The sequence below is a fragment of the Pseudomonas sp. S150 genome, from assembly GCF_004526365.1.
GTDB lineage: Bacteria > Pseudomonadota > Gammaproteobacteria > Pseudomonadales > Pseudomonadaceae > Aquipseudomonas > Aquipseudomonas putida_A.
Genome location: NZ_CP038207.1, coordinates 3834126 through 3859615, shown reverse-complemented (window position 1 = coordinate 3859615; position 25490 = coordinate 3834126). Strand labels below are relative to the sequence as shown.

Annotated in this window: 20 protein-coding genes; 7 read left to right on the top strand and 13 right to left on the bottom strand. The window is 59.9% G+C overall.

The window, feature by feature from the left end:
- Position 1: 1 nt before the first annotated feature.
- The 10 genes from xylB to E3Z29_RS17550 all read right to left on the bottom strand — a co-directional run bounded on the left by xylB (position 2) and on the right by E3Z29_RS17550 (position 11691).
- A complete protein-coding gene (gene xylB / locus E3Z29_RS17605) occupies positions 2-1498 on the bottom strand; it encodes a xylulokinase (RefSeq protein ID WP_134786475.1) in 1497 nt (498 codons plus the stop codon).
- 135 nt (positions 1499-1633) lie between these two features.
- A complete protein-coding gene (locus E3Z29_RS17595; RefSeq protein WP_134786473.1) occupies positions 1634-3106 on the bottom strand; it encodes a mannitol dehydrogenase family protein in 1473 nt (490 codons plus the stop codon).
- A 17-nt stretch (positions 3107-3123) separates the two neighbouring features.
- Entirely contained in the window at positions 3124-4227 is a 1104-nt protein-coding gene (locus E3Z29_RS17590; RefSeq protein ID WP_134786472.1) for an ABC transporter ATP-binding protein, read from the bottom strand.
- Positions 4228-4391: 164 nt separating this feature from the next.
- Entirely contained in the window at positions 4392-5222 is an 831-nt protein-coding gene (locus E3Z29_RS17580; RefSeq protein ID WP_003225143.1) for a carbohydrate ABC transporter permease, read from the bottom strand.
- Positions 5223-5230: 8 nt separating this feature from the next.
- Positions 5231-6157: a carbohydrate ABC transporter permease gene (locus tag E3Z29_RS17575; protein WP_134786471.1), complete on the bottom strand. Its 927-nt coding sequence runs from the start codon at positions 6155-6157 to the stop codon at positions 5231-5233.
- A 155-nt stretch (positions 6158-6312) separates the two neighbouring features.
- Positions 6313-7623: a sugar ABC transporter substrate-binding protein gene (locus tag E3Z29_RS17570; RefSeq protein WP_103367022.1), complete on the bottom strand. Its 1311-nt coding sequence runs from the start codon at positions 7621-7623 to the stop codon at positions 6313-6315.
- 342 nt (positions 7624-7965) lie between these two features.
- Entirely contained in the window at positions 7966-8871 is a 906-nt protein-coding gene (locus E3Z29_RS17565; RefSeq protein WP_134786470.1) for an AraC family transcriptional regulator, read from the bottom strand.
- A 68-nt stretch (positions 8872-8939) separates the two neighbouring features.
- On the bottom strand, positions 8940-9809 hold the full coding sequence (locus tag E3Z29_RS17560) for a phosphatidylinositol-specific phospholipase C domain-containing protein (RefSeq protein ID WP_134786469.1): 870 nt from the start codon (positions 9807-9809) through the stop codon (positions 8940-8942).
- A 144-nt stretch (positions 9810-9953) separates the two neighbouring features.
- Positions 9954-11246, bottom strand: coding sequence for a glycosyltransferase (locus tag E3Z29_RS17555; protein ID WP_134786468.1), 1293 nt, complete (start codon positions 11244-11246; stop codon positions 9954-9956).
- An 82-nt stretch (positions 11247-11328) separates the two neighbouring features.
- Positions 11329-11691, bottom strand: coding sequence for a response regulator (locus E3Z29_RS17550; RefSeq protein WP_134787589.1), 363 nt, complete (start codon positions 11689-11691; stop codon positions 11329-11331).
- A gap of 262 nt (positions 11692-11953) precedes the next feature.
- On the opposite strand from E3Z29_RS17550, the gene E3Z29_RS17545 reads away from it, so the two are divergent.
- Genes E3Z29_RS17545 through E3Z29_RS17525 form a run of 5 tightly spaced genes read left to right on the top strand, consistent with a single transcriptional unit; the run spans position 11954 to position 18507 of the window.
- Positions 11954-15454 carry a response regulator gene (locus tag E3Z29_RS17545; RefSeq protein ID WP_134786467.1) on the top strand — a complete coding sequence of 1167 codons (3501 nt, stop codon included), beginning with the start codon at positions 11954-11956 and terminating at the stop codon, positions 15452-15454.
- Positions 15454-16287, top strand: a complete 834-nt coding sequence (locus E3Z29_RS17540; protein WP_027612745.1) for a protein-glutamate O-methyltransferase CheR — start codon at positions 15454-15456, stop codon at positions 16285-16287. Before E3Z29_RS17545 ends, E3Z29_RS17540 begins: the two co-directional genes overlap by 1 nt.
- The gene (locus E3Z29_RS17535; protein ID WP_097087405.1) at positions 16284-16877 is read left to right on the top strand and encodes a chemotaxis protein CheB; all 594 of its coding nucleotides are present in this window, start codon (positions 16284-16286) and stop codon (positions 16875-16877) included. The genes E3Z29_RS17540 and E3Z29_RS17535 overlap by 4 nt, the downstream gene beginning before the upstream one ends.
- The gene (locus E3Z29_RS17530; RefSeq protein ID WP_027612747.1) at positions 16871-18085 is read left to right on the top strand and encodes a hybrid sensor histidine kinase/response regulator; all 1215 of its coding nucleotides are present in this window, start codon (positions 16871-16873) and stop codon (positions 18083-18085) included. Before E3Z29_RS17535 ends, E3Z29_RS17530 begins: the two co-directional genes overlap by 7 nt.
- Before the next feature lie 44 nt (positions 18086-18129).
- Positions 18130-18507 carry a response regulator gene (locus E3Z29_RS17525; protein ID WP_003225116.1) on the top strand — a complete coding sequence of 126 codons (378 nt, stop codon included), beginning with the start codon at positions 18130-18132 and terminating at the stop codon, positions 18505-18507.
- Positions 18508-18623: 116 nt separating this feature from the next.
- Here the strand turns inward: E3Z29_RS17525 and E3Z29_RS17520 are convergent, their stop codons facing one another.
- The 3 genes from E3Z29_RS17520 to E3Z29_RS17510 form a co-directional block, all read right to left on the bottom strand.
- Positions 18624-20294 (bottom strand): ATP-binding protein, encoded by a 1671-nt coding sequence (locus E3Z29_RS17520; protein ID WP_134786466.1) that lies wholly within the window; start codon positions 20292-20294, stop codon positions 18624-18626.
- Positions 20291-21793: an ATPase domain-containing protein gene (locus E3Z29_RS17515; protein WP_098964109.1), complete on the bottom strand. Its 1503-nt coding sequence runs from the start codon at positions 21791-21793 to the stop codon at positions 20291-20293. The genes E3Z29_RS17520 and E3Z29_RS17515 overlap by 4 nt, the downstream gene beginning before the upstream one ends.
- Positions 21794-21933: 140 nt before the next feature.
- The gene (locus E3Z29_RS17510; protein WP_134786465.1) at positions 21934-22989 is read right to left on the bottom strand and encodes a tetratricopeptide repeat protein; all 1056 of its coding nucleotides are present in this window, start codon (positions 22987-22989) and stop codon (positions 21934-21936) included.
- A gap of 172 nt (positions 22990-23161) precedes the next feature.
- On the opposite strand from E3Z29_RS17510, the gene E3Z29_RS17505 reads away from it, so the two are divergent.
- Together E3Z29_RS17505 and E3Z29_RS17500 are read left to right on the top strand one after the other, a co-directional pair.
- Positions 23162-25297, top strand: coding sequence for an FUSC family protein (locus tag E3Z29_RS17505; RefSeq protein WP_134787588.1), 2136 nt, complete (start codon positions 23162-23164; stop codon positions 25295-25297).
- Positions 25287-25487, top strand: a complete 201-nt coding sequence (locus tag E3Z29_RS17500; RefSeq protein ID WP_134786464.1) for a DUF1656 domain-containing protein — start codon at positions 25287-25289, stop codon at positions 25485-25487. Before E3Z29_RS17505 ends, E3Z29_RS17500 begins: the two co-directional genes overlap by 11 nt.
- The last annotated feature ends 3 nt before the right edge of the window (positions 25488-25490 follow it).

Genomic DNA, 25490 nt, shown 5'->3' with positions numbered 1-25490 from the left:
TTTATAGGGTTGCGACATGCTGTTGATAGCGTTCATAGGCCTGCTGGAACGCCGCGACATGGGCGGCGACCGGCAGGGTTTCACTGTGCAGATCGAGCTTCACGCAGCGCTGGCACAGATCGGCCAAAGTGTCTTCGTGGCCGTTCGACCATGACTTGCACCACGCCGCCTGAATCGCCGCGCCAAGGGCTGCGGCTTCGCTGTGTTCGGTGCAGATCACCGGGGTGTTCATGATGTCGGCGACGATCTGCCGCCACACTGCACTTTTCGAACCGCCGCCGATCAGGCAAATGCTGCGGCTTTGTAAACCATTGTGGCGCAACAGATCCAGTCCATAACGCAAACCGAAGGTGGTGCCTTCGACCACGGCGCGACACAGGTTGGCCTGGGTCAGGTTGCTCAGGGTCAGGCCGTGCAGGCTGCCGGTGGCATGGGGCAGTGCGGGGACGCGCTCTCCGTTGAGAAATGGCAGCATGCTCACGCCTTCGGCGCCGATCGGTGCTTGGGCCACGAGGTCGTTGAATTGTTCGAGATCAAGGTCGAACAGTTCGCGGATCGCGCCGGTGGCGTTGGTCAGGTTCATGGTGCAGATCAGCGGCAGCCAGCCGCCGCTGGACGAGCAGAAGGTCGCAACCGACGCATCCGCGCTAACCTGCGGTGCCTCGGCGTACGCGTACACCGTGCCGGAGGAGCCGAGGCTCATGGTGATCGCTCCCGGCTGAATGTTGCCGGTGCCGATGGCGCCCATCATGTTGTCGCCACCGCCGCTGGCGACCAGCGCATTCGGGCTGAGGCCGAGCTGTTCGGCAATCGCCGGCAGCAGGGTGCCGACCGCTTGATGCGCGTCGATCAGCTCCGGTAACGCGGCTTGCAGGCGACCCGTGGCGTCGATATCGCGCAGCAGTTGCAAGTCCCACTGACGGCTGCGCACGTTGAAATAGCCGGTGCCGGAGGCGTCGCCGTATTCGCTGCAGGCGCGGCCGGTGAGCCAGAAGTTCAGGTAGTCGTGGGGCAGAAGGATGCGCGCGATACGCGAGAACAACTCCGGGTGTTGTTCCTTGGTCCACAGCAGTTTCGACACTGTGTAGCCCGGCGCGATGACCACCCCGAGGCGCTCCAGCGAGCCTTTTTCGCCGCCGAGGTGCTTGAGCAGACGGTCATTTTCATCGGTGGTTTCGGTGTCGCACCACAGCTTGGCCGGACGCAGCACCTGGCCCTGATCGTCGAGCAGCACCAGACCGTGTTGCTGGCCGGATACGCCGATGCCGAGGATCGCCTGACCGTCAACATTGGCTAAGAGCAAGGCGCGGCGGGTGGCGAGGGCGAAGGCGTCGAGCCACTGTTGGGTGTCCTGCTCGCGCCGGCCATTGGCGCCGCTGATCATCGTGTGCGTGGCCGCGCCTTCGCCGAGCACCTGACCGTTGCTGGCATCGAGGATGATCGCCTTGGTGCCCTGGGTGCCGCAGTCGATGCCGAGGAAGAGTTGTCGGGTGGTCACAGTGAGGTCCTCAGGGTTTCAGATCTGCCAAGGTGAGGCTGCCATTCGCGAGCAAGCCCGCTCCCACATTTTGAAACGCGTTCCCCTGTGGGAGCGGGCTTGCTCGCGAAGGCGTCGGTGGTTTCACCGCTGAATTCAGGCCAAAACCCGCTCCAAAGTGCGCGTCACCCCCACCTCGCGCAAGCTGTTGCAGCACCATTCAAATGCCGCAACAAACTCCGCCGACCGTGGAATCGCCGTGCCGAAGATCTCCTCGACCGCCAGCAACCGCTGGGTAATCAGCGCATCATCCGCCACCAGTCCCTGACAGAATTCCGCCCGTGGATCGGGAATCGTATAAGTGTCGCCATTCTCATCCACGCCCTTCAAATACAACGCCCAGGCCGCCACCACCAACGCTGCGCGCTTGGTCTCCTGGCCATCGGTAATCAAGCGGTTGATCGTCGGAATGGTGAACTTGGGAAACTTCGACGAGCCGTCTGAACACACTCGTTCCAGCTGATCGGCAATCGCCTGATTAGAGAAGCGCGCGACCAGCGTATTTTTGTAGTCGGTCAGATCGATGCCCGGTACCGGCGCCAGTTGTGGGGTGACATCGAGGTCCATGTACGCACGCATGTAGCGCACGAACAGCGGGTCGTTCATGGTTTCGTGAACGAAGCGGTAGCCCTTCAGAAACCCCAGATAAGTCAGCGCCAGATGGCTGCCGTTGAGCAGTTTGATCTTCATTTCTTCGTAGGGCGAAACGTCATCGGTGAACTGCACGCCGACCTGTTCCCAGGCCGGGCGACCGTTGACGAATTTATCTTCCAGCACCCATTGCACAAACGGCTCGCAGACCACTGGCCAGGCATCGTCGACCGCGTGTTTGTCGGCCAGTTGCAGACGATGCGCGGTGCTGGTCATCGGCGTGATGCGGTCGACCATGGCGTTGGGGAAACTGACGTTCTGCTCGATCCAGTCGCGCAGCCTCGGGTCGCGCAGGGTGGCGAAGGCCAGCAGCGCCCTGCGGGTCACCGCGCCGTTATGCGGCAGGTTATCGCAGGACATGATCGTGAACGCCGGTATGCCCGCGCCACGGCGTTTTTCCAGCGCCGCGCAGAGGAAACCGAACACGGTTTTCGGCGTTTGCGGGTGTGCCAGATCGTGTTGAATCTGCGGCAGGTGCGCCATGAATTCGCCGTTGCTGTCGTCGATGCAGTAGCCGCCTTCGGTGATGGTCAGCGAGACGATACGGATCTGCGGATCGGCGAGTTTTTCGATCAGTGCCTGCGCGCCATCTTCGGCCAGGAGCATGTCGCGGATCGCACCGATCACCCGCACTTCGGTGTCATTGCTATCACCGAGTTCAAACAGGGTGAACAGGTAGTCCTGCTCCTTGAGGTCGTCACGGGCGCGGCGGTCTTCCGCGCGCAAGCCGACCCCACAGATCGCCCAGTCCGGCGCCTGGCCGGTGTTCATCAGCGCATCGGTGTAATACGCCTGATGCGCGCGGTGGAAGCCGCCGACGCCAATGTGCGCGATGCCCTGACGGGTGTCGCTGAGGTTGTAGGCCGGCAGTTGCACCTCGGGGGCGAGGCGATGCAGGTTTTGTTCATTCAGTTTCATCGGGCAGGTCTCGAAATTCAGGCCGCGGCGCGAAGCGGGCGGGTCAGCGCCACGCCATCGGCGTCGAACAGGTGGCAATGGCTGGCGTCCAGGTGCAGGTTCAGTTGCTCGCCGTAGCGGCTTGCCAAGTCGCCGCGCACGCGCATGGTCAGGGCTTCGCCCGCGTTGGTGGTGACGTGGCAGAAGGTGTCGCTGCCCAGGCGTTCGCTGACGTCGGCGGTGACTTGCAGGGTGCAGTCGCCCGGTTGTGCCAGCTCCAGATGTTCCGGGCGAATGCCCAGGGTCACCGCGCTGCCGACGCTCAGGTTGGCGGCGTTGAACGGCAATGTGATGCGCGTACCGGCGTCCAGCGAGACTTCGCAGGTCTGGCCGTCGATGCGGGCGATCTTGCCTTTGAGGAAGCCCATTTTCGGCGTGCCGAGGAACCCGGCGACGAACAGGTTGGCCGGGTTGTGATAGAGGTCCAGCGGCGAGCCGACCTGCTCGATTTTGCCGCCGTTGAGCACCACCACTTTGTCGGCCATGGTCATCGCTTCGACCTGATCGTGGGTCACGTAGATCATCGTGGCTTGCAGGTCCTTGTGCAGACGCAGCAGCTCCAGACGCATCTGCACCCGCAGCGCGGCGTCGAGGTTGGACAGCGGTTCGTCGAACAGAAAGATCTTCGGATTGCGCACGATCGCCCGGCCGATGGCGACCCGTTGCCGTTGGCCGCCGGACAGCTGTTTGGGCTTGCGCTCGAGCATCGGCCCGAGCTCGAGAATGCGCGCCGCTTCGCCGACCTTTTTCTCGACTTCGGCTTTCGGTACACCGGCCAGATCGAGGGCGAACGACATGTTTTTCTTCACGGTCATGTGCGGATACAGCGCGTAGGTCTGGAACACCATCGCCAGATCGCGCTTGGCCGGGCTGACTTCGGTGATGTCGCGGCCATCGAGCTCGATGGTGCCGCCGCTGACCTCTTCCAGCCCGGCGATCAGTCGCAGCAAGGTGGATTTGCCGCAGCCGGACGGGCCGACGAAGACCACGAATTCCTTGTCATTCACCTCAAGGTCGATGCCCTTGATGATGGAGAAACCTTCGAAGCCTTTTTGCAGATTCTTGATTTTCAGGTTGGCCATTTTGATGGGCCTCCACTTAAGTTAATTCAATGGCGCCGGGCATGCTTTTGGTGGGAGCGGGCTTGCTCGCGAAGGGGCCGTGTCAGTCACGATCATTGTTGGATGACCCACCGCTTTCGCGAGCAAGCCCGCTCCCACAGGGGAAGGTGTTGGTTCTGGAATATTCATTTCACGGCACCGAACGACAAGCCGCGCACCAGTTGTTTCTGGCTGATCCAGCCGAAGATCAGGATAGGTGCACAGGCCAAGGTCGAGACCGCCGACAACTTGGCCCAGAACAAGCCTTCGGGGCTTGAGTACGAGGCGATCAGCGCGGTCAGAGGCGCAGCTTTCGACGAGGTCAGGTTCAGCGACCAGAACGCTTCGTTCCAGCACAGGATCAGCGACAGCAACACGGTCGAGGCGAGGCCGCCCTTGGCGATCGGCAGCAGCACGCGGACCATTTCCTGCCACAGGGTGGCGCCGTCGAGGCGGGCGGCTTCGAGGATGTCTTTGGGGATGTCCTTGAAGTAGGTGTAAATCATCCAGACCACGATCGGCAGGTTGATCAGGGTGTAGATCACGATCAACGCGATGCGCGTGTCGAGCAGGCCGAAACTCTTGGCCAGCAGGTAGATCGGCATCAGCACGCCCACCGGCGGCAGCATCTTGGTCGAGAGCATCCACAGCAGCGTGCCTTTGGTGCGCTGGGTTTCGTAGAACGCCATCGAATAGGCGGCGGGCACCGCGATCAGCAGGCACAACGCCGTGGCACTGAACGAGATCACCACCGAATTCCAGGCAAAACTGAAGTAGTCGCTGCGCTCGTTGATGTGCAGGTAGTTCTCCAGCGTCGGCGTGAAGATGAACTGCGGCGGCGTGGCAAAGGCGTCGATTTCGGTTTTGAAACTGGTCATCACCATCCAGAAGATCGGGAAGAAAATCACGATCGCGATGGCCCAGGCCAGGGTGCCGAGCAGCAGGCTTTGCAGCCGGCGGGATTGTTGAAGAGTCATGGCAGGCCTCAGGCTTTGTCAGTCAGGTTTTTGCCGATCATCCGCACCAGAATGATCGCGGCGATGTTGGCGATGACCACGGCAATCAAGCCGCCCGCCGAGGCCATGCCGACGTCGAACTGCACCAGCGCCTGGTTGTAGATCAGGTAGGCGAGGTTGGTCGAGGCGTAGCCGGGGCCGCCGTTGGTGGTGGTGAAAATCTCGGCGAACACCGACAGCAGGAAGATCGTTTCGATCATCACCACCACCGCAATCGGCCGCGCCAGGTGTGGCAGGGTCAGGTGCCAGAAGATCGCCACCGGACCGGCACCATCGAGGCGCGCTGCTTCTTTCTGTTCCTGGTCAAGGGACTGCATGGCGGTCATCAGGATCAGGATCGCGAAGGGCAGCCATTGCCACGAGACAATGATGATGATCGACAGCAGCGGGTAATGCGCCAGCCAGTCCACCGGCTCGGCACCGAACAGCCGCCAGACGTAGGCGAAAATCCCCGACACCGGATGGAAAATCAGGTTCTTCCAGATCAGCGCACCGACGGTGGGCATGATGAAGAACGGCGAGATCAGCATCACCCGCACAATGCCGCGTCCGAGAAATTCGCTGGCCTCGAGCAACGCGCTGATCAACACCCCGAACACCACGCTGATCAGCAGCACGCTGCCCACCAGCAACAGGGTGTTGGTGGCGCCGGGCAGGAACCCGGAGTCGGTGAGGAAATAGCTGAAGTTCTCCAGCCCGACGAATTCGTTCACCCCCGGATCGAGCAGGTTGTAGCGAATCATCGAGAAGTAAATGGTCATGCCCAACGGCACGATCATCCACAGCAGCAACAGGGCCACCGAAGGGCTGACCAGAAACCAGCCGGGATTGCGTACGCGGACTTTGCGCTGAGGTTGCGACAAGTCGAGGTGGGCTTTGGCAGTTGAAGTATTCATGGTGATCACAACCGAGTCATACAGACCTATGGAGATCCCATGTGGGAGCGGGCTTGCTCGCGAAGGCGTCGTGTCAGTCAATACACATGACACTGACCCACCGCTTTCGCGAGCAAGCCCGCTCCCACAGGAGGCAGGAGCAAGTCGTTCAGTGGTTACTTGGGATAACCGGCGCGCTTCATCTCGCGTTCGGTGGTTTGCTGCGCGGCGGTAAGGGCCTGATCCACCGTGGTCTGGCCGATCAGCGCTGCCGAGAACAGCTTGCCGACCTGGGTGCCCACGCCCTGGAATTCAGGAATGGTCACCAGCTGAATGCCGATGTAAGGCACCGGTTTCAGCGTCGGTTTGCTCGGGTCTGCGGCCTTGAGCGATTCCAGCGTGACCTTGGCGAACGGCGCGGCGCTCATGTAAGCATCGCTGTAGGTCGAGGCGCGGGTGCCCGGTGGTACGTTGGCGATGCCGTCGGTCTTGGCCACCAGCTCGCCGTATTCCTTGGAGGTGGCCCAGGCGCTGAACGCTTTGGCGGCGTCCTTGGCCTTGGAACTGGTCGGAATCGCCAGTGCCCATGAATACAGCCACGCCGAACCTTTGTCAGTGACCTGATGCGGGGCGAAGGTGAAACCGACGTGATCGGCGACCTTGCTCTGGGTCTTGTCGGTGACGAACGAGCCGGCGACGGAAGCGTCCACCCAGATCGCGCACTTGCCGCTGTTGAACAGCGCCAGGTTCTCGTTGAACCCGTTACTGGAGGCGCCCGGCGGGCCGGATTTCTTCATGGTGTCGACGTAGAAGTTCAGCGCGTTTTTCCACTCCGGGCCGGTGAATTCCGGCTGCCATTTCTCATCGAACCAGCGCGCGCCGTAAGCATTGGCGACAGTGGTGATCAACGCCATGTTCTCGCCCCAGCCGGCCTTGCCGCGCAGGCAAATGCCGTACTGCTCTTTGTCCTTGTTGGTGAGTTTTTCGGCGAAACCGGCGATCTGTTCCCAGGTCGGGCGCTCGGGCATGCTCAGGCCGGCGTCCTTGAACAGGTCGGTGCGGTAATAGGTGATCGAGCTTTCGGCGTAGAACGGCAGGGCATACAGCGAACCCTTGACTGACAGGCCTTCGCGCACCGACGGGAACACGTCGTCGAGGGCGTAAGAAGCCGGCAGATCCTTCATCGGTTCGAGCCAGCCCTTGGCGCCCCAGAGTGCCGCTTCGTACATGCCGATGGTCAACACATCGAACTGCCCGCCCTGAGTGGCAATGTCGGTAGTCAGGCGCTGACGCAGGACGTTTTCTTCCAGCACCACCCAGTTGAGCTTGATCTCCGGATGCTCGGACTCGAAAGTTTTCGAGAGCTTTTGCATGCGGATCATGTCGCTGTTGTTGACGGTGGCGATGGTCAGGGTCTGGGCGCCAAGGCTGACGCTGCTGAGGGTCATGCAGGTGAGGGCTAGCAGAGCTTTTGCAGTGGGTTGCATCGTGCACTCCTTTTCTGCACCCGGCGGGCGGCAGAAGGACAGTTATTGTTTTTGTGTCTTCCGAATGCAGGAAGAATGTGCGCTGATTACAGCCCTCAATCGACGGACTGACAAATCATCCGTCGCACTCAAATCAATACTTTTTTGCACTGGGGTTTGTTGCGGTAGACGCAGGGAAGGGCTTTTCAGTGGGAAGGGGCTATCGAATCAGTACAGGTTTCATCGCATCAGATGCTCTTTGTGGGAGCGGGCTTGCTCGCGAAAGCGCTGTGTCAGTTTGCCGATCAGTTGACTGATACCCCGCTTTCGCGAGCAGGCTCACTCCTACAAGGGGCGGTAATATCAGCCGAGGTTTTGTTCAGTCAGGCGCTGCACCGCGAGGCGTCGATAGTGCGACGGCGTCATGCCCTTGAGTTGCTGGAAGCGCCGATTGAAGTTGGAAATGTTGTTGAACCCCGACTCGAAACACACCTCGGTCACCGGTTTGTCGCCGTCAGCGAGCAGTTCGCAGGATTTACTGATGCGCAGGCGATTGACGAACTCGATGAAGTTGCGCCCGGTGGCCTGTTTGAACACGCGGCTGAAATAGGTCGGCTTCATCCCCAGATGATCGGCGACTTCTTCCAGGGTCAATTCGCGGGCGTAATGGTCGAAGATGAAATCGACTGCGCGGTTGGTGCGGTCGATGTTGTGCTCGTCGGCCAGTTGCGTGTTAGTGGCGCCGGACAGCAATTGATAATCGTCAGTCGTCGCCAGCAGCTCCATCAGAATGAAAAAGTGTCCGAGACGGGTAACGCCGCGGGTGTCGGCAATTCGCTGCATCAACGTCATGGCCTGACGGATCGTATCCTTATCGCGAAATTCGATGCCATATTGCGCACGCTCCAGTAGCGGCGCCAAAGTCTTGAGTTCGGCGAACACCTGGTGCCCGCTGTCGAACAACTCATCGGTGAAGTTCACCAGCATGTCGCGCTTTTCCACCACCTCGTCGTCGGCCACCTGGCTGATCCAGTTGTGCGGCAGATTGGGCCCGGTGAGGAACAGTGTTTGCGGATAAAAGTTGCCGATGTAGTCGCCGATGAAGACCTTGCCGGAACTGGCAACTATCAGGTGCAGTTCGTATTCCTTGTGAAAATGCCAGCGCACTAATGGGCACGGAAAACCATGCTGACGGTAGATGATGGACAACCCGTTATGGTCGTCCATCAGTTCGTAGGAGGGATCAGTGATTCTGGTTGCCCGAGTCATGTCCGATGCGTCTTGTTGTGGTGTTCAGGTGCCCATCATGCACGCGCGCCACGGACAGTTCCAGCGCCTCAGTCCCGGGCCTTGCGTAGACCTTTGGACTGGTTGACCTGCTGGCAATGGCCGATCAGTGGAGTGCCACCGATGAAGTCGGCATTGATAATGCTGCACTTCGGCGCCCATCCCGAGTCTGGGCCAAACCATTGATCGAGTTCGTCGGTGATCCGCTTGACGCCGGCCAGTTCGCCATAGCTGGTGGCCGACAATGACCAGAGGCTGCCGGGTACCGGCGGGTTGGCCAGGGTTCGGGTGATGTGTTGCTTGAGTTGCTCTGGCGAGGTGATGTCCGACCCGCTCCATTCATGGCGGATTTTCGGCCAGTACAGGGGCGAATTGAAATCCGGGTGCGAGTCGCTTGCCAACACCACGCGTTGTAGCGAACTGGCCCTTTTAAGTTGTTCAAGGGTCAGATGACCGTTGTTTCGGGGAATAAGCCGCGAAGCCAGCTCCGTGGTGATGACTTCATGGAAACCCTTGTAATCGAATGGCTGATCGTTGGTGCCCTTGAGTTCATGTAAGTCCAATACGATGAACTCGTTCGGATTTTCATTGAGGAAAAAATTGAGACTTTTTACCAGCTCGCTCAAGGAGCGTCCCTGGAGCAGTTTCACGCCATGAAAGGTATGAAACTTCCTGATGCCCAGCCAGTGTTCATCTGAATGCAGACGCAAGTCGAAGGCGCGCACGCCTTCATTAAGTTGCTGAATGAACGGACCGTCCTGACAGACAAACCAGTTCTGGGCGGGTTGGAGATAAGTCGGGTACGGAAAATCAAAATCCAGCCCGGAATTATGCGCGCCGGGCCAGACCACTTCACTAAGGGTCAGTCGGTCCATATCCGGTGTAGCCGCCATCCAGTTTTTGAAAGGGTAATTACTCATGGTGCATTCCGTTGCAGATAAAGTTTAATTTCCGACCAGTCAACTTGTTTGGTCAGTTCGGAAGTTATTCTTTGGTGCAAACGGAAAAAGTACAAGCCAGCACTCTTTGCAAAGTATTGGCAATGTGCTTTTGCACTTTAATTATCAACTTTTCTGGTTCTTTGCTTCGATCCACTGCGCCATGTATTGAGTGCTTTTATGCAAGTGGTGACGCAACATGCTGCCAGTAAAGTTGGCGCGACGTAATGCTGACAAGTTGTCGCGGCAATATTGCAGGCGAGCGATCAGCGCCGGGCCGTGATCAGTCTGCCGATAGCGCGCATTCAACAACGCGACGCCGGCCTGCTGTGCATCAGCCCAGCGCAATCTGTCTTCGTGCAGCGCCACAGCGGTGTCGGCCAGGGCCTGGGCCGACTGAGCCACCGCACCGGGCCAGGGCAATGCGCCGCCCATGCCTTCGGCGCCGATGGGTGTCGTGACATTGGGCGTGCCGCAGAGCATCGCATCGACGATCTTGCCCTTGATCCCAGCGCCGAAACGCAAAGGCGCCAGGCAAACCCTGGCTTGCGACATCACTTGCAGCGCATCTTCTGCCCAGTTCATCACATGAAACCCCTGCGCCGCGTTGTGCAGGGCTGTGGCCTTGGGCGGCGTATAGGCACCGTAGATATGCAGTTGGGCGCCGGGCAATCGCTGGCGGATCAGCGGCCAGACGGCGGTCTTCATCCACAGCACGGCGTCCCAGTTGGGCGCGTGACGGAAGTTGCCGATACTCAGAAAGTGCGCCCGCTCTTCAAAGGGGACGAACGAATCGCGCGGTGGTTCGAGCATCAGCGGGCACCAGTGCAGCAGGTCGCCAGGGACTTGAAACTGTTCGACCAGCAACTGAATTTCAACTTCGGAAATCATCAGATTCAGATCGCAGCGATACAACGCGGCGATTTCCCGTTTGGCCAGGTCAGTGTCGGCCATCAACTCGAACTCTTCGCGCAGCGCCGGGGCGAACAGGGCGCTGAAGTCCTGATTGTCCGGGTCGTCTTTCAAACGTTCCTTGAGCCGTTGGTGGCGGGCGTGGCGCAGGCTCTGCAGGTCGGACGTCTCCAGTACGCGCAAGGCATTCGGGCATTGCTTTTCGACGCGCCAGCCGAACTGCTCTTCCATCATGAACTGGTCGAACAGCACGATATCCGGGGCCAGTTCACTGATGAAACTATCGAAGCTGCTGTTGTTGAGTTCGATCGGCACTTCGCGGATGCCCAGCGCGGTCAGGTCAGCCTTGTGCTCGCCCGGGCCGGCCGGGCTGCTGAAGGTGATGTCCCAGCCTTGCTGCAAAAACGTCTCGAGGATCTGCATCACATGCCCGCTGGCTGCCGAAGAGCGCGGTTCGGGCCAGACGTAACCGATGACCAGAACTTTGGTGGCGGGTGATGCAGTCATTGACGGGGGTTCCTTGCAGGCAGGCGGCTAAAAATGGCGCGCAATTAGAGCACATCCGCAGCCGCTGCCGAATCAAGGCCAATCACTGTTTCAGAATGGCCTTGACCTTGTCACGCAGTTGATCGATCGAGAATGGTTTGCCGATCACGTGCATATCCGCAGGCACGTCGATGTTTTCGGCGTATCCGCTGGCGAACAGCACGGGCAGAGAGGGGCGCATTTGACGTGCCTTTTCGGCCAGTTCACTACCTGTCATGTCCGGCAGACCGTGGTCGGTCATCATCAAGTCGATAAGCTTGCTCTGATTCCCGAGAATCTCCAGCGCAGACTCGCCGTCTGCCGCCTCCAACACCTTGAACTCCAGCTCCTCCAGCACATCGACGATGAGCATACGTACGATGTCGTCGTCTTCTACTACAAGGATGGTGGACTCTGGGGTGGACATAGGGATAGCTCTCAAGAAATGAAATCGGAACGGCGACCGGTCGAAAATGCCGGGCTCTTGCATGAGTAAGTGGCGCATGGCCACAAGTTCCCGAGCGGATACGAAAAAGATTAGCTGCAAATCGGGGCGGCAAGGATACCCGTTGCCTGATCGGGAAGTGCAGCAAATGTAGGAAATTGCCACCATGGCAGTGAGAAAAATGGATCCATAGTACCGTTTTGGGGCAAACTCCCGGGTTTCGACAGTTCGACAAGGCTGCCCCATGTCCACTCGGTCTACAGTTGACGAAACACGGTTCCGTAAACTCCTGACGCGCAACATCAGTCTGCCTTTGGGCGTCGGCGCGATCAGTGCAGTGTTTTTCATTTCGCTGATCACCTATTTGCTCTCGGTGATCCAGTGGGTGGAACACACCGACCGGGTGATCAATAACGCCAATGAAGCGGTGAAACTCACCGTTGATCTGGAAACCGGCATGCGCGGCTTCCTGCTCAGCGGCGACGAGCACTTCCTCGACCCGTACGAGACCGCCAAGCCGCGGATCAACGTGGCGCTCAATACCTTGCTCGAACTCACTGCCGACAATCCGATCCAGACCGACCGGTTGCGGCGTCTGCAGGCCTTGCAGACTGAGTGGAGCAACTACGCGCAATCGATGATCGATCTGCAGCGCTCCAGCGGTGACTACCGGGGCGCGGTCAAGGCCGGGCGCGGCAAGCGCCTGACCGATGAGATCCGCAAGCAGTTCGAAGACGTGATCGACATGGAGCAGCAGTTGCGCACCACGCGCAACGAAGAGGTGCGCCGTACCACGATCTGGAGCATCACCTTATACCTGCTGTTCATCGCCGCGATCAGCGGTTTGCTCGCGTATGTCGGTCGCCGCGATCTGGTCAGCCTGTCGGACAGCTACAGCGCCAACCTTGCGGCGCAGCAAGCCAGCGCCGAGCGTCTGGAGCGCCAGGCGTGGATGCGCAGCGGCCAGACCGAACTGGCGGAACAGGTGCTGGGGCAACTGACGCTTAACCTGCTGGGGCGCAACATCCTGCAGTTCTGCGCACAATATCTGGGCACTGCGGTGGCGGCGCTGTACGTACGCGAAGAACACGGCGGCCTCAAGCGCGTGGCGTCCTATGGATTCTCCCGCGAACAGGAAGAAAAAGATCAGCAGATCTACAGCGGCGAAGGCATCGTCGGCCAGGTTGCCCAGCAGGGGCAACTGATTCGTCTGGATTCCGTCCCCGCCGACTACTTCAAAGTCAGCTCCGGCCTGGGCGCAGGTCTGCCGCACAGTGTGCTGGTGGTGCCGACCAGTGATGATGACCGGGTCAACGGCGTGATCGAACTGGGCTTCCTGCGCCCGCTCACCGACCGCGATATCGATTTGCTGGAACTGATTGCCGGCAACATCGGCACCTCGATCGAAGCGGCGCGTTATCGCCAGCGTCTGCAGGAAGTGCTGGCCGAAACCCAGCAGCTCAACGAAGAGTTGCAGGTGCAGCAGGAAGAGCTGAAAACCGCAAACGAGGAGTTGGAAGAACAGTCGCGTATTCTCAAGGAATCCCAGGCGCATCTGGAAACCCAGCAAGTCGAGCTGGAGCAGACCAACGAGCAGTTGGCCGAACAGGCGCAGACTCTGGCCGAGCAGCGCGACGCCATGGACCAGAAGAACACAGAGCTCAATCAGGCTCAGGTGCAGCTCGAAGAACGCGCCGAAGAACTGCAGCGTTCGAGCAAGTACAAGTCCGAATTCCTCGCCAACATGTCCCACGAACTGCGCACGCCGCTGAACAGTTCGCTGATCCTCGCCAAGTTGCTGGCCGAGAACCCGCAGGACAATCTGACGGCCGAGCAGGTCAAGTTCGCCGAGTCGATCTATTCGGCGGGCAACGATCTGCTGAACCTGATCAACGACATTCTCGACATTTCCAAGGTCGAGGCCGGCAAGCTGGAAGTGATCCCGGAAAACACCAGTGTCGCGCGGCTGGCCGACGGCCTGCGCAGCGTGTTCGAACCGCTGGCGGCGGACAAGCAACTGACGTTCAGCGTCGAGTTGCAGCCGGATGCGCCGATCATGCTGTACACCGATCGCCAGCGTCTGGAGCAGGTGATCAAGAACCTGCTGTCCAACGCCGTGAAGTTCACCGAACACGGCGCGGTCAGCCTGACCATCGCCGGCCAGCCGAACGAACGCATTGCGTTCATCGTGCGCGATTCGGGGATCGGTATCGCCGCAGATCAGCAGGAAAGCATCTTCGAAGCGTTCCGCCAGGCCGATGGCACCACCAACCGCAAATACGGTGGCACCGGTCTGGGCTTGTCGATCTCGCGTGATCTGGCGGCCTTGCTCGGTGGCTCGATCAGCGTCAGCAGCGCACCGGGGCAGGGCAGTGTGTTTACCCTGGTGCTGCCGCAGCAATACAGCGAGCCGGGTGACAGCCCTGCGATCCCGCTGACCTTCACGCCGCCGGTATCGGCCCCGGCCCCGGTGGTGCAGCCGCCATCGATCGCGGTGTCGCCGCTGGCGCCGGTGCACATCCCGCGTTTTGCCGATGACCGTGGCAAGGCGCCGTTCGCCACGCGCTGCATTCTGGTGGTGGAAGACGAGCCGAATTTCGCCCACATCCTTTACGACCTGGCCCACGAACTGGGTTATCAGTGTCTGGTGGCGCACGGAGCGGATGAAGGTTATGACCTGGCCCGCGAGTTCGTGCCCGACGCGATCCTGCTCGATATGCGTCTGCCGGATCACTCCGGTCTGACCGTGCTGCAACGCCTGAAAGAACACGCCGAAACCCGGCACATCCCGGTGCACGTGATCTCGGTCGAAGACCGCGTTGAAGCGGCGATGCACATGGGCGCGATCGGTTATGCAGTCAAGCCGACCACCCGCGAAGAGCTCAAGGACGTGTTCGCCCGTCTCGAAGCCAAGCTGACTCAGAAGGTCAAGCGCGTGTTGCTGGTCGAAGATGACGATCTGCAACGCGAAAGCATTGCCCGCCTGATCGGTGATGAAGACATCGAGATCACCGCGGTCGGTCTGGCGCAAGACGCGCTGGAGAAGCTGCGCACGACGATTTACGACTGCATGGTGATCGACCTGAAATTGCCGGACATGCTCGGCAACGATCTGCTCAAGCGCATGTCGACCGAGGACATCTGCTCGTTCCCGCCGGTGATCGTCTACACCGGACGCAACCTGACCCGCGATGAAGAGGCCGAGCTGCGCAAATATTCGCGCTCGATCATCATCAAGGGCGCGCGCTCGCCGGAACGCCTGCTGGATGAGGTGACACTCTTTCTGCACAAAGTCGAATCGCAGTTGTCCCATGAACGGCAGAAGATGCTCAAGACCGCCCGCAGCCGCGACAAGGTCTTCGAAGGCCGCAAGGTGCTGCTGGTGGACGATGATGTGCGCAACATCTTCGCCCTGACCAGTGCGCTGGAGCACAAGGGCGCAGTCGTGGTGATCGGCCGTAATGGTCGCGAAGCGATTGATAAGTTGAATGAAATCGAGGACATCGACCTGGTGCTGATGGACGTGATGATGCCGGAGATGGATGGTTTTGAAGCCACCATTGAAATCCGCAAGGATCCGCGCTGGCGCAAACTGCCGATCATCGCAGTGACGGCCAAGGCCATGAAAGACGATCAGGAGCGCTGCCTGCAGGCGGGCGCCAACGATTATCTGGCCAAGCCGATCGATCTGGATCGCCTGTTCTCATTGATTCGCGTGTGGTTACCGAAGATGGAACGCATTTAGTGGATAGCAGTCACTCCGCGGAGCGCAACAGCGAAATCGAATTACGCTTGCTGATTGAGGCGATCTACCTCAAGTACAGCTACGATTTTCGCGATTACTCGGGCGCTTCGATCAAGCGCCGGGTGCAGCACGCCTTGAGTCAGTTCGAATGCGCAACGATCTCGGCGTTGCAGGAGAAAGTCCTGCACGATCCCACGGCGTTCATGCAGTTGCTGCAGTTGCTGACGATCCCGGTCAGCGAGATGTTCCGCGACCCGTCGCACTTCCTGGCAATCCGCAAGGAAGTGGTGCCGCTGCTGCGCACCTATCCGTCGCTGAAGATCTGGATCGCCGGGTGCAGCACTGGCGAGGAGGTTTACTCGATGGCGATCCTGCTGCGCGAAGAAGGCCTGCTCGACCGTACGATCATCTACGCCACCGACATCAACCCGCGCTCGCTGGACAAGGCCAAGCAGGGCATTTTCTCGATGGAGAATGTCCGGGCCTACACTGCCAATTACCAGCAAGCCGGCGGTCAGCGTTCCTTTGCCGATTACTACACCGCAGCCTATGGCTACGCGATCTTCGACAAGAGCCTGTGTGAGAACGTGACCTTCGCCGATCACAGCCTGGCGACGGACAGCGTGTTCTCCGAAACGCAGTTGATTTCCTGCCGCAACGTACTGATTTACTTCAACAAGAAACTTCAGGACCGTGCCTTCGGTCTGTTTCACGAATCGCTGTGCCACCGTGGCTTTCTGGTGCTGGGCAGCAAGGAAACGCTGGATTTTTCCGGTTACTCGAATCAGTTCGAACCGTTGGTCAAACAAGAACGGATCTACCGCAAATTATGAACGATGCCGTGGATTTGCCTCGTGTCGAGGCCATCGTGGTCGGTGCTTCAGCCGGTGGGGTTGAGGCCCTGCTGACTTTGCTCGCGCCGTTGCGCCAGGGTTACGTGTTGCCGATCATTGTTGTGTTGCACCTGCCGGAGGAGCGCCGCAGTCAGTTGGCCGAAGTGTTCTCCCGGCGCCTGATGCTGCCGGTGGCAGAGGCGACCGACAAGCAAGACATCATGCCCGGCACGGTTTATTTCGCCACGCCTGGGTATCACCTGTCGGTGGAGCAGGATCGCAGTCTGTCGCTGAGTCTTGAAGACCGCGTGCACCATTCCCGTCCGGCCATTGATTACTTGTTTGAATCCGCCGCTGATGTTTACGGCGAAACCCTGGCTGCCGTGTTGCTGACCGGTGCCAATCACGATGGCGCTCGCGGCCTGGCGCAAGTCAAGCAGCGTGGCGGACTGACCATCGTGCAAGACCCGCAGGACGCGCAGGTCGCCACCATGCCTCTGGCTGCGCTGAAAATTCAGCAGCCTGACCATGTCCTACCCATTCACGGCATCGGCCGTCTGCTTGTCGAGCTGGAACGAATCGCATGCTGAGTAATATCCAGGCCAAATTGCTGATCGTCGACGATCTGCCGGAGAACCTGCTGGCCCTCGAAGCGCTGATCAAGCGCGAGGACCGCACGGTGTACAAGGCGCTGTCGGCGGACGAGGCACTTTCGCTGCTGCTGCAACACGAGTTCGCCATGGCCATCCTCGACGTGCAGATGCCGGGGATGAACGGCTTCGAGCTCGCCGAGTTGATGCGCGGCACCGAGAAAACCAAGAACATTCCGATCATTTTCGTCAGCGCCGCCGGCCGTGAACTGAACTACGCGTTCAAGGGCTACGAGAGCGGGGCGGTGGACTTCCTGCACAAGCCGCTGGATATCCACGCGGTGAAGAGCAAGGTCAACGTATTCGTCGACCTGTACCGCCAGAGCAAGGCCATGAAACAACAGGTCGAAGCCCTGGAGCAGGCGCGTCGCGAGCAGGAAGCGCTGCTGCAACAACTGCAAAGCACGCAACTGGAGCTGGAGCAGGCGGTGCGTATGCGCGATGACTTCATGTCAATCGTCGCTCACGAAGTGCGCACGCCGCTCAATGGCCTGATACTCGAAACCCAGTTGCGCAAGATGCACCTGGCGCGGGACAACGCCGCGGCGTTCACTCTCGACAAGATGCACGCGATGGTCGATCGCGACGAGCGCCAGATCAAAAGCCTGATCCGGCTGATCGAAGACATGCTCGACGTCTCGCGTATCCGCACGGGCAAGCTGTCGATCCGGCCGAATCGTTTCGACCTGACGCAACTGGTGAGCAACCTGCTGCAGAATTTCGCCCAGCAGATAGAGGCGGCGGAGACCGAAGTGTCGTTCACCGCGCCGCAGCCGGTGGAAGGTTACTGGGACGAATTTCGCATCGAGCAGGTGGTCTCCAATTTGCTGACCAATGCCTTGCGCTACGGTGGCCGCAGCCCGATTCAGGTGCGCGTGTACCGTGAAGGCGACGAGGCGCGGGTTGAGGTTCAGGACCGTGGCATCGGCATCAGCGAAGAGAACCAGAAGCGCATTTTCCAACAGTTCGAACGGGTTTCCGCCAAGACGGTAGTGGCTGGTCTCGGGCTGGGTCTGTTCATTTCCGAGCAGATCGTCGCCGCCCATGGCGGTTCCATCGTCGTCGAGAGTCAAATCAACGAAGGCGCCCTGTTTCGCGTTTGTCTGCCAATCCAGGAAAACGGCATATCCGACGCAACCTCTGAGTGACCGCACGGTCGTATCAGCAGCTATTGACCGAACAAAGGCTTCCCATGAGCGTAGATGCACAAGATGTAGTACTCGTCGTCGAGGACGAACCGGTTATCTTGATGGTGCTGACAGATTACCTGTCGGGGCAGGGGTACCGCGTGTTGCAGGCCGAAAACGGCGAGCAGGCGTTCGAGATCCTCGCGAGCAAGCCGCATCTGGACATGCTGATCACTGACTTCCGCCTGCCGGGCGGGATCTCCGGCGTGCAGATCGCGGAGCCGGCAGTAAAACTGCGCCCGGATCTCAAGGTGATCTTCATCAGCGGCTACCCGCAGGAAATCCGCGAGACCGGCAGCCCGATCACGCGCAAGGCGCCGATCCTGGAAAAACCGTTCGATCTGGATGTATTGCAGGAAAAGATTCAGGAATTGCTGGCCTGATCCGTAGCGGCTGATGCTCCCCATGTAGGAGCTGCCGCAGGCTGCGATCTTTTGATCTTAAAAAACAAGATCAAAAGATCGCAGCCTGCGGCAGCTCCTACAGTCGTTTTGGGGGATCAGTTCTGGATCATCTCGCGCACTTTCGCCGTCAGCAGATCGAAAGTGAACGGTTTGGTGATCATCTGCATGCCCGGGTCGAGGAAACCACCGCGCACTGCCGCGTGCTCGGCATACCCAGTGATGAATAACACCTTCAGCCCCGGCCGATACTGCCGGCCGATTTCCGCCAGTTGCCGGCCGTTCATGCCTGGCAGGCCGACGTCACTGATCAGCAGGTCGATGCGCTGAGTCGAGTTGAGGATCGGCACGGCGCCGTCGGCATCGCCGGCTTCGACAAACGCATAACCCAACTCACTGAGCACCGCGCTGACCAGTACGCGTACGGCAGGGTCGTCCTCGACGATCAACACGGTTTCGCCATCCATTGCTTCCGGGGCCTGCTGAGCATCGGACACCGGATGCTCCAGCTCTTCGCCGCGAAAGCGCGGCAGGTACAGTTTGACCGTGGTGCCCTGATCGATTTCGCTGTCGATCGAGACGTGACCACGAGACTGCTTGCTGAAGCCGTAAATCATCGACAGACCCAGCCCGGTGCCCTGGCCGATCGGCTTGGTGGTGAAGAACGGATCGAACGCGCGGCTGACCACGCTCTGCGCCATGCCACTGCCGTTATCGGTGACGCTGAGCATCACGTAGTCGCCGGGTTCGAGATTCGGGTAGGCCTCGGTGAATTCCGGCTTAAGCACCTGATTGCTGGTTTCGACCACCAGTTTGCCGCCCTCGGGCATTGCATCGCGGGCGTTGAGTACCAGGTTGAGCAGGGCGCTTTCCAGTTGATTGGGATCCGCTTCGGCGATCCACAACTGGTCGTTGAGGCGCATCTCCAGCTGGATACTTTCGTTGAGGCTGCGCTGCAGCAGCTCGCCCATCGACAGCACCAGTGTGTTCATCTGCACGGCTTTGGAGTCCAGCGATTGCCGGCGGGAAAACGCCAGCAAACGGTGGGTCAGGCCGGCCGCGCGGTTGGCTGAAGTGACACCGAGATCGATCAGGCTGTCGAGGTCATCAAGGCGTCCGCGAGCCAGCCGCCGGCGCAGCAATTCAAGGCTGCCGATAATCCCGGTGAGCATGTTGTTGAAGTCGTGAGCGATGCCGCCGGTCAACTGACCGACCGCTTCCATTTTCTGTGACTGGCGCAGGGCTTCTTCGTTGTGGCGCAGTTGCGCGGTGCGTTCCTCGACCTGTTGCTCAAGAGTTTCCAGGGTCGATTGCAGTCGGCGTTCGCTTTCACTCAAATCGATCAGGCGGTCGCGGGCTTCGTACTGTCGTCGTCGCCCGCGCAGGGCGGTGGAGACCAGACTGACCAGGGTCGCCGGATGAAACGGGCGCTCAAGGAACGTGACGTTGCCCAGCAGTTTGCTCAGGCGCGAGGAGGGGCCCGGTTCCGGGCCGCCATGGTGGGTCAGCAAGACGATCGGCAGATCCGACCAAGCCGGCTGCTGTTCGAGAAAATGCAGAAGATTTTCCAGCTCGGGGCCGCGCAGGGCTTCGGTGGCGATCAACAAAAGTCCGGCGCCAGGCTCCAGTTCTGCGCACAGCGCGCCCAGATCCGGGGTGATGACGCCGCCGTAACCCGCCTCATTGAGGATCATCAGCGCCACTTGGCTGTCCCGGCCCATGGGCGCCAGAATCAGCGCCCGTTCCGGCAGTGATACGGAGGCTGTCACAAGGTTTCTTCCCGCAACAGCGGATTGCTCGCGCCGAGGTAAGTCGGCACGCCACGCAACACACCCTGGAACGCTTCCAGTGGTTCGCCGATGGTCATGCCCTGGCCCGAAATGCGGTATTCACGGATGGTCGATTCGTGGCTGCCGGTGCGTTTCTTGATAATGGAAATGGCTCGACGGACCTTGCCGATGGCTTCGAAGTAGCGCAGCAGGATCACCGTGTCGGCCAGGTAAGTGATGTCGACCGGCGCCTGCATGTCGCCGACCAGGCCATGCTGGGCAACGGTCATGAAGGTCGCCGCGCCTTTGCGGTTCAGATACAGCAGCAGCTCATGCATGTGCAGCACCAGCGCGTTTTCTTCCGGCATCGCGGCCTGATAGCCGTTGATGCTGTCGATTACCACGGTCTTGATGTTGCCTTCGTCTACGCAACGACGCACCCGGTGCGAGAACTCGCCGGGGGACAGCTCGGCGGCGTCCACTTGATCGATCAGCAGGTTGCCGGTGGCTTGCAGGGCCTTGAGGTCGATGCCGATGTTTTTCATGCGCTCGAACAGCAAGCCCAGCTCTTCATCAAAGATGAACAGCGCCGCTTTTTCGCCTCGGGCCACTGCGGCAGCGGCGAAGATCATCGAAATCAGCGATTTACCGGTACCGGCCGGGCCAAGAATCAGCGTGCTGGAGCCGGTTTCGACCCCGCCGCCGAGCAGGGCGTCCATTTCCTGAATCCCGCTGCTCAGTTGCAGGCGCGGGTAGTCGCTGCGGTGTTCGGCGGCGACCAGTCGTGGGAACACATGGACGCCGTCGCCCATGATGGTGAAGTCGTGGTAACCGCCACGGTATTTCTGGCCGCGATATTTGACGATGCGCACGCGGCGGCGCTCGGCACCGTAATTGGGCGTCAGTTCTTCGAGGCGGATTACACCGTGGGCGACACTGTGTACGGTCTTGTCGAGGGACTCGGTGGTCAGGTCGTCAAGCAGCAGCACGGTGGCGTCGTAACGCACGAAGTAATGTTTGATCGCCAGAATCTGCCGGCGGTAGCGCAGCGAACTCTGCGCCAGCAGGCGGATCTCCGACAGGCTGTCGAGAACCACGCGGGTGGGCTTGAAGCGCTCGACCACTTCGAAAATCTGCTTGGTGGCTTCGCCCAGCTCAAGGTCGGACGAGTACAGCAGGCTTTGCTGATGCTCGGCGTTGAGCAGGCTTTCGGGTGGCGTCAGCTCGAAGATTTCAATGTTCTCGTTCAGCTCCCAGCCGTGGGAGGCCGCGCCTTGACGCAATTCACGCTCGGTTTCCGACAGCGTGATGTAGAGACAGCGTTCGCCGGCCCGGGCGCCCGCCATCAGGAAATGCAACGCGACGGTGGTTTTGCCTGTACCGGGTTCACCTTCGAGCAAAAACACATGCCCTCGGGACAGACCACCGGCGAGGATGTCATCCAGGCCAATGATGCCGGTGGCGGCTTTTGCACTGATCAACTCGTTGGACGTAGACAAAGAATGCCCTCTCATGACTAGGGGAATCGAGGCAGCAGGCTGTATCAGCCGTTGTGCTCTACCTGATTACTTGACCGCTGCCAGTCATGACGGTTCCGATGTTTCGATATCAAAATGTCATTGAATCAGCGGGTAAGGGCTCAGAGTCCCTGCTGTAACGCCGGGTCATCAGGGTTCATCTGCTCCAGTTGCGCGAGCAGAATCTGCACGTTCTGCAACTGGCCGCTTTCCTTCCAGTAATTGATCAGCAGCACTCGCGCCTTGCGGTCGGCTGGGTGACGCTGGACGACTTCCTGCAACTGCTTTTGCGCCGCTTCCAGCTCTTCGGCAGCGTGCAGGGTGGTGGCGAGGTCGTAGCGGTAATCCTTGTTGTCCGGCTCCAGCTCCACCGCTTTGGACAAGCCGAGCAGGGCGAATTCACGCTGGCCGTGGTGCAACAGCCACAGTCCGAGCGCGTGTTGCAGGTAGGCGGAATCCGGTTGCGCCTGCAACTGTTTGGCGAGCAACTGGCGGGCGGCGTCGCTCTGACCCTGGCGGTCGAGGACATCGATCTGCATCACCAGTGCCGGCAGGTTGCCCGGTTCCAGCCGCAGGGTGTTGTCCAGCGCTTGTTGGGCCTGTTTGAGTTCGGCGTTGTGCAGATACAGGCGTGCCAGTTGCGCATAGGTGGCGGCGCTTTCCGGCTGTCCCTTGAGCGCTTGTTCCCAGCCATCGATCGCCTGCTGCAGCGGGGCGAAATACAGCCCCAGTTCATCCGGCGTCAGACCGAGCAGGGCGTTGATGGCGGCGAAGCGTACGCGTTGGTCTTCATCGTCGAGCATCGGCCCGAGCAGCAGACTGCGTTGTCCGCCGGGCACCAGCCCGACCACACTTTGAATCGCCGCCAGCCGTACTTCGGGGGCTTCGTTTTGCAGATGGGCGTCGGCCAGTTTTAGCGCTTGCGGGCTCGGATAGTTGGGCAGCTCGGCCAGCAGCCAGACACTGCGTTTGACCGACAGGTCCGGGCGACCCAATTGCTGATACAACTGTCGCGCGGCTCCCGGCTGACCGGAACGGGCGGCCGTCAGGGCTTCGCTGTAGCCGCGCTTGATCGCTTCCGGCACCACCGGGGCGGTGGAGCGCAGGGATAACCAGGCGATGACGACGAGCAGCACAAGGCCAAGGCTGATAAGCAGGTAGCGGCGGGACTGAGGCATGCAGATTTCCGTGAACTGGCGTTCTATAGCAGAACGGCAAGCTTCGACCAGCGAGGGCCGTGAGTCAAACCCCGTGCATGCGAATCGCCCTACAACATCTGTCGATTCAGTTACCCATCAGGCATTCGATGCAGAGTCTACGCTTGCAGGAGTCGCTTCGATGAGAGCCCCCATGCAAGCCCTGCGCAATTATTTCCAGGTCGTGATCCATCCCGGTCAGGCTGTCCTGCTGTTTGCCCTGCGCACCATTGCCGCCGGGCTGTTGACGCTGTATCTGGCGTTTTTGTTCGATCTCGACCAACCCAAGTGGTCGATCATGGCCGTCGTGATTGTCAGCCAGCCGTTGGCCGGCATGGCGCTGGCGCGTAGTTTCGGTCAAGTGATTGGCACCACGCTGGGTGCTGCGGTGGCGGTGTTGATCATGGCGATATTCCCGCAGGCGCCGCTTCCGTTCATCACAACGCTGGCACTGTGGCTGGCGCTCTGCACCGCGGGCGGCACGTTGCTGCGCTATACCAGTTCTCAGGCGTTTGTGCTCAGTGGTTATACCGCCGTGGTGGTGGCATTGCTGGCCATTCCCGACCAGGATGGCACCTTTCTGCTGGCTTTCACCCGCGTTACCGAAACCTTGCTGGCCGTAGCGTGCGTCTGCGTGGTCAGCCTGCTCACTGCGCGTCCGGAAGCAGTTGCCAAAGGTTACTTCGCCAAGGTCGATCAGGTGATCAAACTGGCTGCCAGTCACTCCGCTGCGGTGATTCGAACAGAAGAAAGTGAAGCCGACTTTCAGCGCCGTCAGATGCAGTTGCTCGGTGAAATCAGCGCGCTCGAAGGGTTGCGCCGCCATCTGTATTTCGATGCCCCACGGTTGCGCGGTGCCGACAATCTGGTGCTGCTGTTGGGTAATCAACTGATGTTGCTGACCTCGCGTTTGACTGCATTACGTCATCAGCGCGAATTGCTCACCGAACGTTGGGAGGGCGATCTTCCTCTGGACGTACAGCGCTTGCGTGCAGAAGAGCTCGCACTTCTCGACCAGTTGGCGCAGTTGGGCCGAGCGCTGCCCGCCGAGCGGCGGCATCAATTCATCACGCTGCAGCAGCAGTTTGAAACCTTGGCGTATGAGGCCGAACAACTGACCGAAGACATGAGCGCTATCCTGCGCTCGCTGGCGTGGGCGTTACGCTGGGAGCAGGCGCGGCTGTTGCAGCAACTGGAGCAGATTCTGGAGTTGAGTGATGCCATTCAGGAAGGGCGCGAAGCCAGTTGTCTGTATCGCGGTCAGGCCAGCCCGCTGCATCTTGATTTCACACTGGCTTCAATGAACGCCATCCGCGCCTTTACCGCATTACTGGTAGCCGGGTTGATCTGGATCGAAACCGCCTGGGATGGCGCGCGGGGCGGGATGATTCTGGTGGGGATTCTTTGTTCGCTGATGGCGACATTCCCGCGGCCACTGATGGCCGCGCAGAGTTACGCGCGTGGGTTGGGACTGGCACTGGTGGTCTCGGCGTTCTATCAATTCATGCTGGTGCCGACCATCAGTGATTTTGAGCCATTGGCGTTGATGCTGGCACCGCTGCTGTACGTGATCGCTGTCGGTTTGGCGAGCCCGACGACCGCGGGCATTGGTATGGGCCTGGGGTTGTCGAGTTTCCTCCTGCTCGGCCCACAGAATGTCGGCACCGGGCAGAACACTGCAATTCAATGGTTCGAATTCGCCGGCGCCTATGTCAGCGCGGCGATGCTCGCTTTGATGGTCTACGCATGGATTTTCCCGTTCCGTCCGGCATTGCGTCTCCGCCGCTTTTATAACGAGGCGCGTGAGCAGGTTTATGAACTGACCAAAAAACCGGCCACCGATGAACAGCAATTCGCTTTCGAAAGCCGTATGGTCGACCGACTGACCAGCATGCTTGGCTTGCTGCCGGCCGTGAGCGAGCGCGCCATGCAGCAGCTCTATGAAATCAGTCTGGCGTGCGTCGCATTGGGCGTAGCAATGCATCAACTCCGGCAGCAGGCGCAGAACAATGCATTGCTAACGGACGCGTTCAGCCAGCAATTGGCTTCGGCGCTGCGCAAGACCGGCCGTTTTGTGGCCGGGCGCCAGGACGTGCAATTGCAAGCGTTGTTGACCTCGCTCCAGCTATTGGGTGATGAGCTGGACGAGTTGCACGTCGCCAGCCACGAACATTTGTGGTCGGTGTTTCGCATGCGCGTGGCGCTGTTGATCGTCGTGTCTTTCCTGAAACGCCACGGCGAATACCTGCAACGTAACGTCTCGGAAGGAGAACCGGCCCTTGCCCATTGATTTCGAAATGGGTGGCGTTTATCTGCCACCCATTGCCCAGGCCCTATTGCTGGCGATACCGATATTTATGCTCCTGGACTGGTGGTTGCGACGTCTGGGTGTGTTGCGACTGGTCTGGCACGAGGCGCTGTTTGAGGGCGCCTTGTATGCATGCGTTTGTGCCTCGCTGATTTTGCTGATGGGAGCCTGATGC

What these genes read in the sequence shown, in the direction of transcription:
- E3Z29_RS17595 (WP_134786473.1), bottom strand. Translation starts at nt 3,106, where the DNA reads ATGAAACTGAATGAACAAAACCTGCATCGCCTCGCCCCCGAGGTGCAA.
- E3Z29_RS17590 (WP_134786472.1), bottom strand. Translation starts at nt 4,227, where the DNA reads ATGGCCAACCTGAAAATCAAGAATCTGCAAAAAGGCTTCGAAGGTTTC.
- E3Z29_RS17580 (WP_003225143.1), bottom strand. Translation starts at nt 5,222, where the DNA reads ATGACTCTTCAACAATCCCGCCGGCTGCAAAGCCTGCTGCTCGGCACC.
- E3Z29_RS17575 (WP_134786471.1), bottom strand. Translation starts at nt 6,157, where the DNA reads ATGAATACTTCAACTGCCAAAGCCCACCTCGACTTGTCGCAACCTCAG.
- E3Z29_RS17570 (WP_103367022.1), bottom strand. Translation starts at nt 7,623, where the DNA reads ATGCAACCCACTGCAAAAGCTCTGCTAGCCCTCACCTGCATGACCCTC.
- E3Z29_RS17565 (WP_134786470.1), bottom strand. Translation starts at nt 8,871, where the DNA reads ATGACTCGGGCAACCAGAATCACTGATCCCTCCTACGAACTGATGGAC.
- E3Z29_RS17560 (WP_134786469.1), bottom strand. Translation starts at nt 9,809, where the DNA reads ATGAGTAATTACCCTTTCAAAAACTGGATGGCGGCTACACCGGATATG.
- E3Z29_RS17555 (WP_134786468.1), bottom strand. Translation starts at nt 11,246, where the DNA reads ATGACTGCATCACCCGCCACCAAAGTTCTGGTCATCGGTTACGTCTGG.
- E3Z29_RS17550 (WP_134787589.1), bottom strand. Translation starts at nt 11,691, where the DNA reads ATGTCCACCCCAGAGTCCACCATCCTTGTAGTAGAAGACGACGACATC.
- E3Z29_RS17545 (WP_134786467.1), top strand. Translation starts at nt 11,954, where the DNA reads ATGTCCACTCGGTCTACAGTTGACGAAACACGGTTCCGTAAACTCCTG.
- E3Z29_RS17535 (WP_097087405.1), top strand. Translation starts at nt 16,284, where the DNA reads ATGAACGATGCCGTGGATTTGCCTCGTGTCGAGGCCATCGTGGTCGGT.
- E3Z29_RS17530 (WP_027612747.1), top strand. Translation starts at nt 16,871, where the DNA reads ATGCTGAGTAATATCCAGGCCAAATTGCTGATCGTCGACGATCTGCCG.
- E3Z29_RS17525 (WP_003225116.1), top strand. Translation starts at nt 18,130, where the DNA reads ATGAGCGTAGATGCACAAGATGTAGTACTCGTCGTCGAGGACGAACCG.
- E3Z29_RS17510 (WP_134786465.1), bottom strand. Translation starts at nt 22,989, where the DNA reads ATGCCTCAGTCCCGCCGCTACCTGCTTATCAGCCTTGGCCTTGTGCTG.
- E3Z29_RS17505 (WP_134787588.1), top strand. Translation starts at nt 23,162, where the DNA reads ATGCAAGCCCTGCGCAATTATTTCCAGGTCGTGATCCATCCCGGTCAG.